Origin of the sequence: Hallerella porci (assembly GCF_003148885.1) — a bacterium.
GTDB lineage: Bacteria > Fibrobacterota > Fibrobacteria > Fibrobacterales > Fibrobacteraceae > Hallerella > Hallerella porci.
In genome coordinates this window covers 1-17,395 of record NZ_QGHD01000014.1, presented here as the reverse complement: position 1 = coordinate 17,395, position 17,395 = coordinate 1, and the positions used below count along the sequence as shown (strand labels likewise).

Here is a 17,395-nt window from a genome sequence, read left to right as displayed (position 1 = left end):
TTAAACTCCCAATTTCTCAAGTTCTTTTTCGAGCTGATTCGGATCCGGAGATTTGGCGACCGCTTCAAAGTGTTCGAGCTTTCCTTGGCGCACGAGTTCTGCAAGACGCATATTCATCGTGTTCATCCCGAACTTCTGACCGATTTCAATCATCGATCCGATTTGATGCGATTTATTGTCGCGGATAAGAGCGCGAATTGCCGGAGTCACATTCATGATTTCGTAACACATGACGCGACCGCCGCCGATTTTCGGCAAAAGCATCTGACACACAACGCCTTGAAGCACAAACGAAAGTTGCGTTCGCACCGTTTGTTGTTCTCCTTGCGGGAAGGCATCGACGATACGGTTAATCGTTTGCACTGCTGAGTTTGTATGAAGTGTTGCGAGAGTCAAGTGACCGGTTTCTGCAATCGTTAACGCTGCGCGAATCGTTTCCAAGTCACGCATTTCGCCGATGAGCACAATATCGGGGTCTTGGCGCAAAGCCATTTTGAGCGCCTGCGAAAAACTCTTCGTATCGTTTCCCACTTCGCGCTGGTTCACCATACAATTCTGATGTTTGTGCAAAAATTCAATCGGGTCTTCAATCGTCAAAATATGTTCGTGGCGTTCTTTGTTGATTTTATCAATCATCGCCGCAAGAGTCGTCGATTTACCGCTACCTGTAGAACCTGTCACGAGCACAAGTCCCGACGGACGCGTGGTAAATTCCGCAATAATCGGCGGCAAATCCAAATCCTTAAACGTCTTGATTTCAAGAGGAATAATTCGAAGAGCCAAGGCGACGCAACCGCGCTGCAGATAGGCGTTCGCCCGGAAGCGGGCAAGATTCGCAATGCCAAAAGAAAAATCGCATTCCTTGTTCTGTTCAAACGCTTTTTTTTGGAGTTCGTTCATCAGACTGTAAGTCATGCGCATCGTCTCGTCCGGTTTCAGGGTTTCCGTTCCCATCGGAGCAAGCTTTCCCGCCAAGCGGAGCATCGGAGGAATTCCCGCCGTAATGTGCAAGTCCGAAGCGCCGCGTTTCACCATTTCAGAAAGAAGATCTTGAATATTGTAAGCCATGTTTTGAATATAACTAAATTGTTTATACAATGCTCAACTTTCAAAAAATCCTTTTAGGCGCATCCCTCATTTCGGCGCTTTTCTGTGCGGCTTGCAGCGACGCCGCCTACGACCGCATTCCCGAACGCATTGAAGGTTACGAAGGCGTCACCCTTTTTGTATTTCACACATCGTGGTGCAGCTACTGCAACGCAGAACTTCCTCTCGTCAAAAAAATTTATGCTGACTATTCTCCGTGCGGTTTACATGTCATCGGAATCAACGAAGATGACGACGAAAAAATAATGAAAGAATTTGTCCGCGAAAAACAAATTCCGTATCCCGTCGTCTATTGGGATTTTCAGCTGATGAAGAAATTCGGACACCCGCGCGCCATCCCGACGCATTTCTTAATCGACAGTACCGGTGCCATTAAACTCCGCGAAGTCGGTCCGCTCCACGAAGAAATTATCCGCGTTCAAATTGAGCGGGCGCTTGGAAATGCGGCTACGAATTGTCGTCCATAAACAAGACGACATCTTCGATTTTTGATTTTCCAAGTGCAAGCATAAACAAACGATCGAGTCCCATGGCGACTCCCGAAGCCGCGGGCATTCCGTGTTCTAACGCCGCCAAGAATCGTTCATCGATTGCGGGAATCGGTTTTCCATTCGCTTTGCGCCAAGCGATGTCCGCTTCAAATCGCCGTCTCTGTTCTTGAGGATCGGTGAGTTCTTCGTAACCGTTGCAGAGCTCCATATTTTGAATATAAAGTTCAAAACGTTTTGCCACACGATCGCCGTTTGCGTTCAAATAGGTCTGCGCTAACGCTGCTTCGCTTTCGGGATAATCCATTAAAAATTGTGGAGAATCCTTTCCCAAATGCGGTTCGATTACGGTGACCATTAAGTAATCCCAAAAATCTTCGCGGGAAAATGAATCAGAACCTTCGACATCGGGAACTTGATTTGCTTTTAATGCTTGACGAAAATCTTCTCGCGTTGCCGTAAACGGATCCACTTGCGCATAACGCCGATACGCTTCGCGGAAAGAAAGCCGTTCCGCCTTCACCATTTTCCCTAAAATTTCACTCGCTAAATCTTCGACTTCGCACATCAATTCTTCGTAATGCATTCCGACGCGGTACCATTCCACAAGTTCAAATTCCGAATTGTGTTTGCGCCCGACTTCGTCTAAACGGAATGCGTGTGCGATTTCAAAAATGTCCCCGAAATCGGCGGCGAGTAAACGCTTCAAATGAAATTCCGGACTCGTCATCAAATAACGCGAAGGCTTTCCGATAGTTTCAAAATAATCCAAATGCGCATCGGTTCCGCTCGCCCGCGAAAGCACAGGCGTTTCGACTTCAAGTACATTTCTCTTTTGAAAAAAAGCGCGCACTTTTTGCGTGAGCGCTAAACGATTTTTCCACGTTTCTCGGGAACAACTCGGACGAAATTCCATTTTCTTCTCGGCGAAAATTATTCTTGAACGCAGCGGACAGAAAGGCCGTAACGTTTATCGACAGAAGCTTTGTCAAGTGCTGTCGCATCGGAGAAAAGATTGCGCACAAATCCGCGAGACGCATCTTCTTCGGTTGCCGTCCACAAATAAGTGCCTTCGCCCGAAAGCGCGCAAATTCCGTTTTGATTAAAGTAACCGCCAAAGACAATCGTCACCGCAAATTCTGCAACATCAATCGGCGTTAACGCATCAAAATCTTCGTCCGTCGCTAAATGAAATCCTTCGGGGCACGCATTTTGTGCCGCAGCAAATGTGTATAATTTTCCATATTTTTCGCAATTTAAAGAATCGCCATCATAGCAAGCCGAAGAATCGGGAATGTCAAAATTCAAATTATCGATCATCCAAATTTTTTCACCGAATCGTTCGATGCGATAACTTTGATTATCCCGCGAATCTACAACGCTTCCGATGACAGGGCAACGAACAGGTGCCTGCAACGAATCCAAGCGGGCATTGAGCGAATCGCCATAAGCAGCGCAGAAATGAAATTTCCGACGGGCGCTGATAAAATCTGCGGGATCCGCCGAAAGCAAAAACGCTTGCGCCGAATCTAAACTCGGAATAATCGAATCCGCAATCGCTATGCGCCAATTTTTTGCGAGTTCAAAAGAAGAATTCCAAAAGACATCCGTCGAAAGCGAATCGATGAAAATTTTCATCGGCGATGGCGTCGGAACGCTTACTTTTTTAGCAACTAACTTTTGCGGGTTCGCAGCACAAGTCGCCGAATCCGGAGCATCTTCGCGAGTAAAAGAAGAATCGGTGCGAACAGTGCACGCTTCTAAGCAAGCGTCGCGTTCTTTCTTTTTGCAATTTTCCCAAAGAAAAGTATCGACTTTAATCATGACCGGTTTCATGAACGCTTTATTTTTCCGCACCGCAGTCAATGTTTTTCCGAATAAATCAATCGCTGCGGTATCGCCCGCTTTTCCTTGTTCTGCTAACTGAATGAGAGATTCCGAACAAGCTTTTTCGCCTTTTGATTTGGAGCAAGCTTTTGAAATTTTCGGTGCAGCCGCTTGAACAAATGCCGCAATAAAAAGAAGAATCAAAATAATTTTTTTCATATTCACAATATAAAAAATCGCACCCTTTTTCGCCGTGCAATTTTCCAATTTTCCGTATCGTTTTCTGCAATTTAAGCGGGCTGTTTTTCGCGCAAAAAATCCAAGAATTCTTCTTCGGGAAGCGGCTTTGAAAAATAATAACCTTGAATGTAACTAATTTTAATTTCTTTCATCGCATTGTATTGTTCTTCGGTTTCAATGCCTTCGGCGACAATCGCCAATTCCATACCGTGAATCATTTGCATGGCAGCGTCCATGACATACTTTGCTTTTTGACTTGTAAAATACGACTGAATCATGCTGCGATCAAATTTGACAATTTGCACAGGCATATCGACAATATAATTCAAATTCGAATTTCCCGTACCAAAATCATCGAGAGAAAATGATGTACCATAATCCAAAAGTTGCTGCATATTTTTTATCAAAATTTGCTTGGCATGAAGCGATGCGGATTCTGTAATTTCCAAATTGATGCACGATGGTTTAATGCGGAATTTTTCCATAATGCGTCCGTATTCGTGCGCCAAAAATTCATCGGCACATTGAATGACAGACAAATTCACTTCGATATATTGAATGCCAAAAGATTCCAATTTTTTGTCCACAAAGAAATGGCAAACTTTTTCAAAAACACGGCGTCCGATGTCCATAATTAAGCCGTTCTTTTCGGCGATGGGAATAAAGTCCACCGGTGAAATAATTTTTCCATTTTCATCTTCAATGCGCACGAGCGCTTCGGCGCTCACAAAACGATTTTCGCAGATAGAAAAAATCGGCTGATAAAAAACTTTGATGCGGTCTTCAGCAATCGCTTCTTGAATTTGCTGATTCATCAATTTTTCTGCAAACATTCTTTGCGTAAGCGATTCATCCGCCGTGATAAAATTCCGCGTGGACAAATCCGTTTTCGATGCCCGCGCATAAGTAATCAAATCCAAAAGTTCTTGCGACGATTTGACATAACGCGTATCTTCGACAAAGACGACCGTTACGATATTTCGAATCGTCATCTTTACCGGCAAATCGCGTTTGAGAAGTTCCAAAATTCGGCGCGCTTCTTCGGCATCGCGGAAAATCATGAGCACTTCGTCTTCGAGCATTTTAAAAACTTTTGCACTGCGCAAAGACAAGAATTGATTGGCTGCAGAGGTGACGATATTATTCGAATAATCGCTCGAATGTTCATGTCCCACAGTCTGTTCAAAGCGAATCGAAATCACCGATAATTTTTGATTGGCATTATAATTTTCATCCATATAACGGAAAAATCCCATCGAATTAAAAAGACCTGTATACCGATCCAAATAAAGTTCGGGATTTTCGGATTGGAAAAAGATTATGATAATGCCGAGCGCGCCCGCATAACCGACGAGCAAAAGTTCCGGATTGAAAAATTGAATAATGGAAGCGACCATCCAAAGACAAAACCACATAAGAATCGCGCGGTGCTGTCTTGTGGGGAGAAGTTTCCGTTTCGTCACCAAAGCAAGGACGACGAAAATGGAAAAATAAGCGGCAGAAATATAAGTAGCAAGTGCAGAAGGTCCACTGCTGTAAACGATTTCACCGTTATTTTCGCCGACGAGATGAATCGGGAGCACGTAAATTAAAATCACAAAAAATGCTGCGACGCCAAAATTGATTCGAATCCATTTTCGGATTTTTTCCATTTTACTCGTCACGCTTGAAATGAGATACAAAAGCCCGAGAAGTGCTGTCAATTCTAAGCTAATCAAATAAGTTTTCGCTTCGACTTCGACGAGAATTTTTGGCAATCGATCTTGATAAGTAATCAAGAAAACGGAAAGAATATCCGCAATAAGTCCCGCAAGAATTATATAATAGGTAACTTGAAAAACGCGATTCGGCAGCGTATTTAATTTGCGATAAGGACGGAATAACAAATGCAATACGACAAGCAAGATGAGGGCACAGCATTGTATTTTAATATTGAACATATTCCAATCCTAAAAGCTACTCCAAGGCAGCATATTACGGAATATAACATTTTCAAACTAGAATTTAATTGTTTTTGCAAAAAAATTTTACTCCCGAAAAATTGAGCTCATAAACTTTTCTATTTTCTGCGCATGAATTATCCTATTGATGAAATCCGTAGTCAATTTCCTGTTTTAGCGCTCCACGATCACGATGCAAAGCCTTTTGCATTTTTAGACAGTACTGCGACCACGCAAAAACCGGAATTCGTCATCGATGCGATGGATAATTTTTACCGCAAACATTACAGCTCCATTAAACGCGGCGTTTACTCCATGACAGCACAAACGACAGACGCTTACGAATCCGCCCGCAAGAAAGTTGCCAAATTCATCAACGCCCAAAGCGAAAACGAAATCGTCTTTACGCGCGGCACCACGGCAAGCATCAATCTCTGCGCCTGGAGCTACGGCAGGAAATTTTTGAAGGATGGTGACGAAATCGTCATCAGCGCACTCGAACATCACGCCAACATCGTCTCGTGGCAGCTCATCGCCGAAGAGCGCAGAGCAAAGCTCAAAGTGATTCCCGTAGCCGATGACGGAGACCTGATTCTCGAAAAAATTCCGGAGCTCATCGTCAAAGGCAAAACGAAAATCGTCGCTTTTGCGCAAATCAGCAATACGATTGGAACCGAAAATCCGGTAAAAGAAATCGTTAAAATCGTCCGCGGAATTGATCCAGAAATTAAAATTCTCGTCGATGCCGCGCAAAGCGCACCGCACAAAAAAATTGACGTGCAAGATTTAGACTGCGACTTTCTCGCTTTTTCGGGACACAAGATGTACGGTCCAACCGGAATCGGCGTGCTCTACGGAAAATATGAAATTTTAGAATCGATGCCACCGCTCCAAGGTGGCGGCGAAATGATCGACCAAGTCACATTTGAAAAAACGACATTTGCACTTCCACCGGATCGCTTTGAAGCGGGAACGCCTCCGATCGCCGAAGTGATTGGCCTCGGCGCTGCTGTCGATTGGATTAACCGCACAGGCATCGAAGCGATTTCGGATTACGAACAAGAAATTTTGCATTACGCAGAATCGAAATTAAAAGAAATTCCGGGCTTGCATATTTTGGGAAATCCAAAACATCGCGGTTCTCTTTTGAGTTTTACATTAGATGCTGCGCATCCGCACGATGCGGCAACCCTTTTAGACGAAGACGGTATCGCCGTTCGCAGCGGACATCACTGCGCCCAACCGGTCATGCAACGCTTCGGCGTTCCAGCGACTATCCGCGCAAGCTTCGGCGCTTACACAGAAAAATGGGAAATCGATAGGCTTGTCGAAGGTTTGCTCCGCGTGAACCGCATTTTCGGATAGAAAACCGTTCGGAAAGAACTCTTCTGTCTTTTTCCAGCCACGCACGCCAAAATCTCCATCCTCTTTTTATCTATATTCCCCACAGACATAGCCCCTTTCCTCGCGGTTTGGGGCGCGAGTTTAACATTGAGTTAGCTCTTATTCTCGTTATCTATAAACCGTAATTATCAAGCTGCAACTAGATTGTCTTTAGCAGTTGTAAAAGATTCTTGTCGGAAGATTTTGTTTTTCTTGTTCCGAATTCGACAAAATGGTTCTGTGTGCAATAAAAATTCAAAAGCTTTTCGTTGTTTTCACATTCCAAAACACAAAGAACCCCGCCGACGCTGTGCTGCATAAGTAAAATCTGCTCCATTGCAAGGGACAATAGTTCATTTCCAGAAATGGTGTCGTTTAACCCTGCCTGAAAATTTTTGCCAAGTTGTGCAATCAGGTATGCGGGGATGTTGTACACACCGTTGTCATCTAATGCACTCAAACGCGAGAGCTTTTTTTGAATGGTTTTGGAAACATTTTGCGCTTTCACAGAAATAGTTTTTATAGCTAACGAGAAGTATCCCAAGAACGCTCCGTTCGCTTGCGAAAAGACCAGGTAACTTACAGCTTAATGTTTTTTGGCGAAATCTACAGACGACTTTTTCAAGAAGCACTCGACATCTTTGTTCTGGGGACATTCGTAAAAATTTCGAAGACGGGAAAAGTCCTCTTCCATAGGAGCTTTGTCTAGATACTCCATGATGTTAACAACAAAATAGGATTTAGAAACCATTTTTTTTTCTAAGGCGAGAAAGTTTTCTTAAACCGGAAACTCCGCTTAGAAAGTCTGATTTGATCTGGCTCTTGAGAGCGGGGGCCTTTAGCGAGTGATCCACGGCTTTGATGAAGGACTCAAGTTGCTTGGTCCCTGCCACGGTAAAGTTATTTTTTATGCTCGATGTAGCCATTCTACGTATCTCCTCCAGTCTAATATACATTATTAAAAAAGGAACATCAAGCCAGTTATATACTTCCATCTGCCTACATGCGAAAAGGCAGAAAGTTAGTTGCCTTTTGTTTGACTGAACAAATATTTACTAATATCTAATCTCAAAAAATCCCCTTGTCAATAGGCCCGAACGTTTTTGGCATATTATGACAACCTATTTTGTTTATATTTACATTGGAATAGTTTGGCTTTTATGTCCTACGAATACAGCGAAAATATTCTCGTTCAAGAGAGCGCCGGCAACCTGCTCCAGCATGAGTTGGGCTGGCGTGTTGTATTTGCGTATAATGAAGAAAAATTAGGCGAAAACGGAACATTCGGGCGCACCTCTTACAGAGAAGTTTTGTTGCATCGGTATTTTCGCGAAGCACTTCAGAAGCTGAATCCGTGGATAACGCCTACGCAAATTGACGAAGCCGTACAAAAGTTCACGGCAACCCTCAGCACGTCTTCGCTGCTTCAAATCAACGAAGAAAAGTACGGCTTTATTCGCGATGGCATTCCTGTCTCTTACAAGAAACCTGATGGAACTTCGGATGTCAAGCGGGCTCTCGTCATTGATTTTTTGAATCTGGAGAATAACGATTTTCTCGCCGTCAAGGAGATGAAAATTCACGGCGAAATTTATCGCCGCCGTACCGATATAGTCGGCTTTGTCAATGGCATCCCGCTTTTGTTTGTGGAACTCAAGCGTAACGATGTCGCTGTGCAAAACGCCTACGATGACAACTACACGGATTACCTTTCGACGATTCCGCAACTTTTCTATTACAACGCATTTTTGATGCTTTCTAATGGGGTAGAAGCGAAAGTCGGCACGCTTGGCAGTAAGTATGACTTTTTCCACGAATGGAAACGCCTCAAGGAATCCGATGCGGGTTCCGTTGCGCTCCAGACGATGCTTCGCGGGATTTGCAAAAAAGAAACATTCCTTGACCTGTTGGCGAATTTCATTCTTTACGATCATTCCGATGGAAATACGGTCAAGATTCTCGCCCGCAACCACCAGTATTTGGGCGTAAACGAGGCATTCAAAGCATACGAAGACCGCAAACTTCGCAATGGCAAGCTGGGCGTTTTCTGGCATACGCAAGGGAGCGGCAAAAGCTACTCAATGTTATTCTTATCGCAGAAGATTCGCCGTTGTGCAAAAGGTTCGCCCACAATCGTCATCCTTACGGACCGTGACGAACTGAACAAGCAGATTAGCGATACGTTTGAAAATTGCGGAATGCTCGGCAAGGTAAAAGCATCCAAGTTCATTGCCACGAGCGGGAACGACCTTGTCGCAAAACTCAAGGGCAACCCGAGTTTCATCTTTACGCTGATTCAAAAGTTCAACAAGAAAGATTTGACCCCGATTTATCCGGATCACGATATTTTAGTGATGTCCGACGAAGCGCACCGTAGCCAGAACGGAATTTTTGCAGACAACATGTGTGCCTTGCTTCCGACGGCTTCGCGTATCGGCTTTACGGGCACTCCGCTCTTGAAAGATGACAACATTACCGAAAGAACTTTCGGCGGCTACATTTCTATTTACGATTTCAAGCGAGCCGTAGAAGATGGTGCGACAGTTCCGCTCTATTACGAAAATCGTGCCGACAAAATCAAGGAACTCAAGAATCCTGAAATTACGGACAAGATTCTCAATGCGATTGAAGCCGCAGACCTTGACCCGGAACAGCAAGAAAAATTGGAAAAGGATTTTGCCAAGGAATACCACCTGCTTACGGCAGAGCCGCGATTGCGCTTGGTTGCAAAAGATTTTGCACATCATTATTCAGACCTTTGGACTAGCGGCAAGGCGATGTTTGTTTGCCTGAACAAGGTGACTTGCGTCCGCATGTACAATTTCGTTCAGGAATATTGGGCCGAAGAAATCGTAGCTCTCGAAAAGCAGTTGAAAATTGCAACCCAGCAAGAAGCCCAGGAACTGGAGCGCAAAATCCAGTGGATGCGCGAAACGGAAATGGCGGTCGTCGTAAGCCAAGAACAGAACGAACAGCAGACTTTTGCCAAGTGGGGCTTGGACATTACTCCGCACCGCACCAAGATGGAAAAGCGGGAACTGGACAAGGAATTCAAGGACCCCAAAAATAAATTCCGCGTTGTGTTCGTTTGTGCCATGTGGCTCACCGGTTTCGATGTCAAGTGCCTCAGTTGCCTTTACTTGGATAAACTGTTGAAGGCTCACACGCTGATGCAGACGATTGCCCGTGCGAACCGTGTGAACGAGGGCAAGAGCAACGGCCTGATTGTAGATTATGCGGGCATCGTGAAGGCATTGCGCAAGGCTCTCGCCGATTATACGAACAATGTGAGCGGCGGGCGTGCCGACCCGACAATCGACAAGTCGGAATTGCTGAATCGCATTATCGAAATTATTGCAAAAACGGAAGCATTTTTGGGTGGCCTCAACGCTCCCCTTGCAAAGGTTGTTGAATCCAAGGGCTTTGATAAGATTGCCGCGATTCAAGACACGGCAAATGCAGTCTGTTCTTCGGCAGAAAACAAGAAGACCTTCTCCACATACGCCGCCGAACTTTCTCGCCTGGTACGCTACACGAACCGCGAAGACGTCACAGCCGAGAATCGCGCCAAGATAAACGCGATTGACGCGGTCGCCCGCAACCTGAAGGCAAAACGCCGTCATGTGACCAATGTGGATTTGATGGTGGAACTGAACAAGATTGTGAACGAATACGTTCAGATGGACGTAGGCGGTAAAAAGAACCCCAAGCAGTTCGACATCAGCAAGATTGATTTTGAATTGCTCGGTCGGGAATTTGCCAAGGCAAAGCATAAAAACCTTTTGCTCCGCGATTTGGAAGAACTGTTAAAGGAGCGACTTTCTTTGCTGTTGGCGACCAACGCTGGTAGAATCAATTTTTACGAGCGTTATCAAGAAATCATCAACGCCTACAATAGCGAACAGGACCGTGCGACCATCGAAAAGACCTTTATGGACTTGATGGATTTGGCGTCGTCCATGGATTCCGAGCAACAGCGCTTTGTCCGTGAAGGTTTCAAGAACGACGAAGAACTCTCCATGTATGACTTGCTTTTCAAGGACAACTTGAGCAAGCAGGACATCAAGAAGTTAAAATCTGTTGCCGTAGAATTGCTCGAAAAGATAAAGGCGAAAATTGTCAGTCTGGATCACTGGACCGACAAGCAAGAAACCAAGGCCGCTGTGGACACCCTCATTCGCGACACGCTCTGGAAAGAGCTGCCCGAAAGTTACGACGACGTGGCCATCAACATGTATCGCGCCCGCGTTTACGAATACGTTTACACCCATTATAGAGTAGCATAAATCTGGAGGCCCAGTGCGTATAGAAGATATTCTCGCTATGGAAGAATCCCAGACTTTTGACCGCAAGAGCGTAAACATTGCTCCGAAGGATTTTTCTAACCATGTGTGCGCTTTTGCAAATGCCGACGGGGGAATCATCGTTGTCGGCATTTCTGATAAAAATCGCCGCATCGAGGGTGTTGACCATCGTGAAAAAGATGTCAATGAACTCTTGCGTGTTCCGATGGATTTTTGTTCGCCGACGGTTCCTTTTGCTCACGAACTTGTGGAATGCGTTGATGCCAAAGGTAAGCCGAACCATGTGCTGGTATTCCACATAGAGGCAAGCCCCTTTGTTCACGAAAACCAGGCGCATGATGTTTATATGCGTGTGGGTGACAAATCCAAACTACTTTCTTACGATGACCGTTTGACGTTGACCCTCGACAAAGGGTTGCGTTCCTTTGAAGATTTTCTTGTTCCAGACTCCTGCTACGAAGATATAGAGGAATCTTATCTTAAAGAATACTTGAGCTTAATCGGATATTCTAAATCCCCACGAGAATATTTGCTACAGAATAAGAACTTCGCAAAAGAGAAAGAGGGCGAATTGCAACTCAGCGTTGCTGCAATTTTGCTGTTCGGCAAGAAACCCCAGTCGTTTTTCCCGAGGGCCCGAGTCAGGTTTATCCGTTACGAAGGTACAGAAGAAAAGTTCGGCGCCGAGATGAATGTTATCAAGGATGTGACTTTTGAAGGTCGCATTCTGGAGCAGATTCGCCAGGCGGTTGCCTACATCCAAACGCAGATCAAGGAACGTACCTATTTGACTGCGGGCGGAATCTTTACCACCGAACTAGAATATCCGGAATTTGTGCGTACAGAACTGGTCGTAAATGCGGTAACCCATAGGGATTATTCCATTCGCGGAACCGAAATCCAAATCAAGATGTTCGATGATCATTTGGTGGTGGAATCTCCGGGGAATTTGCCAAGCCAAGTGAAAATCAACAAGATTCGTAATTCCCACTTTGCCCGCAATTCCCATATCGCGGAATACTTGAAGGATTACAAGTACGTGAAGGATTTTGGCGAAGGTGTGGATCGTATGTGCCGGGAAATGGAAGCGCAGGGGCTGCCCAAGCCGGAATACAAACAGGACTCCTTTATTTTGAAGGCCATTATCCGAAATTCGGGTTATGTTTTAAAAAAAGCTGACTTTGCTTCGGAAAAGGTTGACTTTAACCCCAAAAAGAGTGACTTTTCTCCGAAAAAAGTTGACTTTGACCTGCAAAAACTTAACTTTGAAAAAATTGTAGACGCTTCAACGTACAATATAACGATGAAAAGGCACATGAAGGCAATGATTACCGAAGTTGGGTTGCAACAGGTTTTTGGAGCCAAGTATGTTGCCAATTCCCTTAAGGTTAGCAAAACTGCCGCAATCGGAATTATAAAGAAAATGTTTAGTTTGGGTGTTATAAAGCCCGTGCAAGGAAATGGCAAAGGGAAATACATGCTCAATCAAGAAACTAGCAAGGACCAAAATGGATAACAAGAGCTTAAAGAAACTTGAAGCCGATTTGTGGGAATCTGCGGACTTGCTCCGTGCCGATTCCAAGTTGACATCGAATCAGTATTGCATGCCTGTTTTGGGGCTTTTGTTCCTGCGTTACGCCTATGGCCGCTTCAAGAGAGTCGAAACCGAAATTCTCAAGAACCGCCCGAGCCGCGGTGGCCGCGTGCTTCCTGTTGAACCTAGCGATTTTGCGTCCAAGAGTGCGTTGTTCCTCCCGAAAGAAGCGCAATTTGATTACCTCGTGAACTTGCCTGCAAATATTGCATCGGCAAAACTCAAGAACGTGCACGGCCAGCCCCTCAACAGCCTTGGCGAAGTCGTGAACAACGCCATGGAACTTGTCGAAGCCCAGAGTGAAAAGCTGAAAGGCGTATTGCCCAAGACCTACACCGATTTCAAGGACGAACTGCTTGCCGAACTTTTGCGCACCTTCAACAACAATGCCCTCGATGATGTGGGCGGCGATGTGATGGGTCGCATCTACGAATACTTCCTCAGCAAGTTTGCCAAGAACATCGCTAGCGACGACGGCGTTTTCTTTACGCCAAAGTCCCTGGTGAAAATGATTGTGAACGTGTTGGAACCCACGCATGGTGTTTTGCTGGACCCCGCTTGCGGATCGGGCGGAATGTTCGTGCAGACGGGCGACTTTGTGAATGCCGCCGGCATGGCGAGCAACGAAACCATGACCTTTTATGGTCAAGAAAAGGTGGAATACAACGCCCAGCTTTGCCAGATGAATATGGCGGTGCACGGGCTTACCGGAGTTGTAAAATCGGGCGACGAGGCGAACTCTTTTTATCACGACGCCCATAATCTGGAAGGCCAGTGCGATTACGTGATGGCGAACCCTCCCTTTAACGTGGACAAGGTAAAGGCGGAAAGCTGCCAGAATGCCGGGCGACTCCCCTTCGGGCTCCCTGCGGTAAACAAGGACAAGGAAATCGGCAACGGCAACTACCTCTGGATTTCTTACTTCTACAGCTACCTGAACGAAAAGGGCCGTGCGGGCTTTGTGATGGCAGCCTCTGCGACAGACAGCCAGAGCAAGGACAAGGACATCCGCGAAAAGCTGGTGGCTACGGGGCATGTGGATTGCATGATAAGCGTGGGCAACAACTTCTTTTATACCAAGAGCCTGCCGTGCACCCTGTGGTTCTTTGACAAGGGCAAAAAGAAGAAAATTCAGGACAAGGTCCTGTTCATCGATGCCCGCAACTATTACACCGTTGTGGACCGCACCTTGAACGAATGGAACGAATGGCAACTCAAGAACTTGAACGCCATCGTTTGGCTCTACCGCGGCGAAACGGACAAGTATGAATACTTGCTTGTGGAATACCGCAACGCCTTGCTTGCCTACGCCGACACCACCGAAGACAAACAACTCGAAAAGATTCTCCGCAAGTCCGCAAAGATTGCAAAAATATTCGCGGAACTCAAGGAACACCGCGAAACGCTCCGCGCACAGGCGAAAACCGCCGTAGAATCCGCCGACAAAAAGAGCAAGAAGAAAAGCCAGGAAGGATGGGATGCCCGCCTCGCGGAACTCGACGAAATCATCGGAGTCGCCAAGGAAGCCGACTGGCTCTACGAAAAATTCGGTGACGGTAAGTACAAGGATATTCTTGGGCTCTGCAAGATTGCCACCCGTGCCGAAATCGCCGAAAAGAATTACAGCCTGACCCCCGGCGCCTATGTAGGTGTCGCCCCCGTAGAAGACGACGGCGTGGATTTTGCCGAACGCATGACCGAAATCCACCAGGAACTCCTGAAACTCCAGGACGAAAGCAACGCCCTCATGAAAACCATCTCGAAGAACATGAAGGAGATGGGACTGTGATAGGAGTGGTTAGTGATTGGTGGTTAGTAGCTAGGAAGGGTGTTTGCTAATGGCTTGGGAAAAAGTGAAATTAGGCGATATATGTGCATGGGTTGCATCAGGTGGAACTCCGTTGACATCCAAGGCTGATTATTATTCACCTAAAGAAATTCCATGGTTGAAAACTCAAGAAGTAAACTACTGTCGTATTTATGAAACAAATAATCAAATCTCAAAAAAGGGACTTGAGAATTCTAGTGCTAAATTGATACCAGCAAATGCTGTTATTGTTGCAATGTATGGTCAAGGCGATACGGCGGGAAGAGTTGCGATAAACAAAATTCCCCTTTGCACGAATCAGGCGTGTTGTAATTTAGTTATTGATGAAAATAAAGCTGATTATGAATTTGTATATTATAATTTGTGCACGTTATATGATAAATTGGTGTCTTTGAAAAATGGCGGAGCGCAACCTAACCTAAATGCCGGTTTGATAAAAAATCTTGAAATTTCCTTACCTCCATTATCAACGCAAAAACGCATTGCAGACATCCTTTCCGCCTACGACAACCTGATAGAAAACAACCAGAAGCAAATAAAACTCCTCGAAGAAGCCGCTCAGCGCCTCTACAAACAATGGTTCATCGACCTCCGCTTCCCCGGTCACGAAACCACCAAAATCGTAGATGGTTTACCAGAGGGGTGGAGAAAAGGATCAATCGGTGATATTGCGGAGTTTAAACGAGGGAAAGTAATCACCAAGGGCGATGTTGTTGAAGGAAACGTGCCTGTGGTTGCTGGCGGTTTGGAACCCGCATATTATCATAATGCGTCATTTACGGAATCACCTGTTATAACTGTATCTGGTTCGGGTGCCAATGCGGGTTTTGCAAGGATGTATTTTCAGAAAATTTGGGCTTCTGATTGTTCATATGTAGATTCGTCTGCAACTATTTTTATTTATTTCGTATATTCCTTCCTAAAGGAAAATAAAAAGTCTTTGGATAGTTTGCAAAAAGGTGCTGCACAACCGCATGTATACGCAAAAGACATTAATGCGTTGAAACTGAACTGCCCGCCTAAGGATTTACTTGTGAAGTTTGAAAAAAGTGTAAAACCGCTTTTTGATAAAATTGGCAAATGCCAAAATGTTATTGAAAAGTCAAAGGACGCTCGCGATCGCTTGCTTCCTAAATTAATGTCCAAAAAAATGGAGGTATAAAATATGAAGTTGAACAATTTGGATGATTTTTTGAAAAAAATGAATGCCCAATGGCAGGATAAAACGTGCCCTATTTGTCGTGCAAAAAATTGGCAAATTGAAGAGGGTGCCTATGAATTGAGAGAATTTCAAGGTGGAAACTTAGTTCTAGGAAATGGATCTATAATTCCCGTTGTGCCAATAATGTGTCGCAATTGTGGCTATACGATATTATTCAATGCTATTGTAAATGGCTTGGTAAAAAACAAACAGAATGATGAAAAAGGAGACGGAAATGAACAAACCGTATAACCCGACTCCGCAAGCTGAAAACACCTTGGATCAAGGCACAAAAAGCATTCAACCCCCAGAACCAGATAAAGCGCAGGAAATACCGCCTAAAACGGAAGAGGTCTCAAAAACAAATCCTAAGGATAAGGCTAGCGTATATAGTTTGGGAACAACAATAAACATTCCCAAAAATAGAAGTATTGATGGATTGACAATGTCTTTAGACGAATTCCATTATATGAAAAATAAAATAAAGAAAATTTCATGCAGTTGCAATGATCTCCAAAATTGGTCATTTGCTGCGTTTAGTGTGGCAGGATCTGCTTTCGTCACTCTAATTTCTTTTTGTCAAAAAGATAAAATATTCGAGTTGGTAATAACAATAGTTGTTATGGCGATAGGTTTAATATCTGGTTTTGTTTTAAGATTTTTTGCAAAAAAAATGGAAAAAACTGATGAGAGTACAAAAATAGATGTTAATGCTTATCTGAACATAATTGAAAGAAAGTTTTATGATGTTGCCTTGGAAGATGGTAATTCGGATGCTTAAAAATGTCTTTGTTAGATAAAGTATTTCAATTGATACAATCATGCCGGGAAGGTCTTTATTGGGATTTTAAGGAATGTGCCTATTCTATTAATGGTGATTTTGTGCACGATGTCTTATGCATGGCAAATTCCCTAAGCGGTTGTGACAAGTACATCATTATGGGCGTTTCTGATCCAAAAAGTGGTTGCGAAATAAAAGGGTTGCCTAAAGAAAGGAAGACTCAGGCTGATTATATTGATTTGTTGCGTAACCTTCAGTTTGCCGATGCCCGTCCTGAAATTGAACTGAGAACATTTATTTTTGGTGAAAAAGAGATTGATGTACTTATTGTTTATGAATGTTCTTTGAAACCTTTTTACCTTACAAAGCAGTATGAAAAGGTTCTTCCCTATCATATTTATACAAGAACACTAGATTCTAATACTCCAAAAGACAAATCTGCGGATTTTGGGGTTGTAGAGAGAATGTGGCGGCAACGATTTAATTTGGATTTACCACCAAAAGAAAAATTTGAAAAAATTTTAGAAGATATACCTAATTGGCATATTGATGTTGGCAATGAAGAAAATGCCTATTATGAACCATCTCCAGAATATCAAATAGTATTTAGTCGTCCCTTAAAATCCCGCCCAGCCCGCATAACTATTGGGAAAAACTGATTTCTACCCTGTGAAAATATTGCAAGGTTTTCTAAAATATGAT

General features: G+C 44.4%; 15 protein-coding genes. 9 read left to right on the top strand and 6 right to left on the bottom strand.

The features are described 5' to 3' along the window. Entirely contained in the window at nt 1-1,068 is a 1,068-nt protein-coding gene (locus tag B0H50_RS07720) for a type IV pilus twitching motility protein PilT (RefSeq protein WP_106198674.1), read from the bottom strand. A gap of 29 nt (nt 1,069-1,097) precedes the next feature. Here B0H50_RS07720 and B0H50_RS07715 point away from each other — a divergent pair, with 29 nt between their 5' ends. Continuing rightward, a complete protein-coding gene (locus B0H50_RS07715; RefSeq protein ID WP_106198673.1) occupies nt 1,098-1,574 on the top strand; it encodes a TlpA family protein disulfide reductase in 477 nt (158 codons plus the stop codon). On the opposite strand, the gene epmA is transcribed toward B0H50_RS07715, so the two are convergent. The 3 genes from epmA to B0H50_RS07700 all read right to left on the bottom strand — a co-directional run bounded on the left by epmA (nt 1,555) and on the right by B0H50_RS07700 (nt 5,602). Next, the gene (gene epmA, locus B0H50_RS07710) at nt 1,555-2,511 is read right to left on the bottom strand and encodes an EF-P lysine aminoacylase EpmA (RefSeq protein WP_106198672.1); all 957 of its coding nucleotides are present in this window, start codon (nt 2,509-2,511) and stop codon (nt 1,555-1,557) included. The genes B0H50_RS07715 and epmA overlap by 20 nt on opposite strands. A 17-nt stretch (nt 2,512-2,528) precedes the next feature. Then, nucleotides 2,529-3,641 carry an FISUMP domain-containing protein gene (locus B0H50_RS07705; protein ID WP_146129179.1) on the bottom strand — a complete coding sequence of 371 codons (1,113 nt, stop codon included), beginning with the start codon at nt 3,639-3,641 and terminating at the stop codon, nt 2,529-2,531. A 71-nt stretch (nt 3,642-3,712) separates the two neighbouring features. Beyond that, complete coding sequence (locus B0H50_RS07700; protein WP_106198670.1) at nt 3,713-5,602, bottom strand: EAL domain-containing protein; 1,890 nt, start codon at nt 5,600-5,602, stop codon at nt 3,713-3,715. 132 nt (nt 5,603-5,734) lie between these two features. On the opposite strand from B0H50_RS07700, the gene B0H50_RS07695 reads away from it, so the two are divergent. Further along, entirely contained in the window at nt 5,735-6,967 is a 1,233-nt protein-coding gene (locus tag B0H50_RS07695; RefSeq protein ID WP_109587518.1) for a cysteine desulfurase, read from the top strand. Nucleotides 6,968-7,145: 178 nt separating this feature from the next. Here B0H50_RS07695 and B0H50_RS13460 read toward each other — a convergent pair whose 3' ends face one another. Beyond that, nucleotides 7,146-7,529, bottom strand: coding sequence for a hypothetical protein (locus tag B0H50_RS13460; RefSeq protein ID WP_199219620.1), 384 nt, complete (start codon nt 7,527-7,529; stop codon nt 7,146-7,148). 196 nt (nt 7,530-7,725) lie between these two features. After that, entirely contained in the window at nt 7,726-7,911 is a 186-nt protein-coding gene (locus B0H50_RS07685; protein WP_146193710.1) for a hypothetical protein, read from the bottom strand. A gap of 234 nt (nt 7,912-8,145) precedes the next feature. Here B0H50_RS07685 and B0H50_RS07680 point away from each other — a divergent pair, with 234 nt between their 5' ends. From B0H50_RS07680 to B0H50_RS07650, 7 genes are read left to right on the top strand one after another with little or no spacing between them, the layout of a single operon-like run. Next, on the top strand, nt 8,146-11,271 hold the full coding sequence (locus B0H50_RS07680) for a type I restriction endonuclease subunit R (protein WP_109587516.1): 3,126 nt from the start codon (nt 8,146-8,148) through the stop codon (nt 11,269-11,271). Nucleotides 11,272-11,308: 37 nt separating this feature from the next. Further along, nucleotides 11,309-12,805 (top strand): ATP-binding protein, encoded by a 1,497-nt coding sequence (locus B0H50_RS07675; RefSeq protein WP_109587515.1) that lies wholly within the window; start codon nt 11,309-11,311, stop codon nt 12,803-12,805. After that, a complete protein-coding gene (locus B0H50_RS07670) occupies nt 12,798-14,672 on the top strand; it encodes a class I SAM-dependent DNA methyltransferase (protein WP_109587514.1) in 1,875 nt (624 codons plus the stop codon). The genes B0H50_RS07675 and B0H50_RS07670 overlap by 8 nt, the downstream gene beginning before the upstream one ends. Before the next feature lie 49 nt (nt 14,673-14,721). Further along, nucleotides 14,722-15,873: a restriction endonuclease subunit S gene (locus B0H50_RS07665; RefSeq protein ID WP_109587513.1), complete on the top strand. Its 1,152-nt coding sequence runs from the start codon at nt 14,722-14,724 to the stop codon at nt 15,871-15,873. A 3-nt stretch (nt 15,874-15,876) separates the two neighbouring features. Then, nucleotides 15,877-16,164: a hypothetical protein gene (locus tag B0H50_RS07660; protein ID WP_109587512.1), complete on the top strand. Its 288-nt coding sequence runs from the start codon at nt 15,877-15,879 to the stop codon at nt 16,162-16,164. Then, on the top strand, nt 16,148-16,693 hold the full coding sequence (locus B0H50_RS07655; RefSeq protein ID WP_109587511.1) for a hypothetical protein: 546 nt from the start codon (nt 16,148-16,150) through the stop codon (nt 16,691-16,693). The genes B0H50_RS07660 and B0H50_RS07655 overlap by 17 nt, the downstream gene beginning before the upstream one ends. 2 nt (nt 16,694-16,695) lie before the next feature. Further along, the gene (locus B0H50_RS07650; RefSeq protein ID WP_109587510.1) at nt 16,696-17,352 is read left to right on the top strand and encodes an ATP-binding protein; all 657 of its coding nucleotides are present in this window, start codon (nt 16,696-16,698) and stop codon (nt 17,350-17,352) included. The last annotated feature ends 43 nt before the right edge of the window (nt 17,353-17,395 follow it).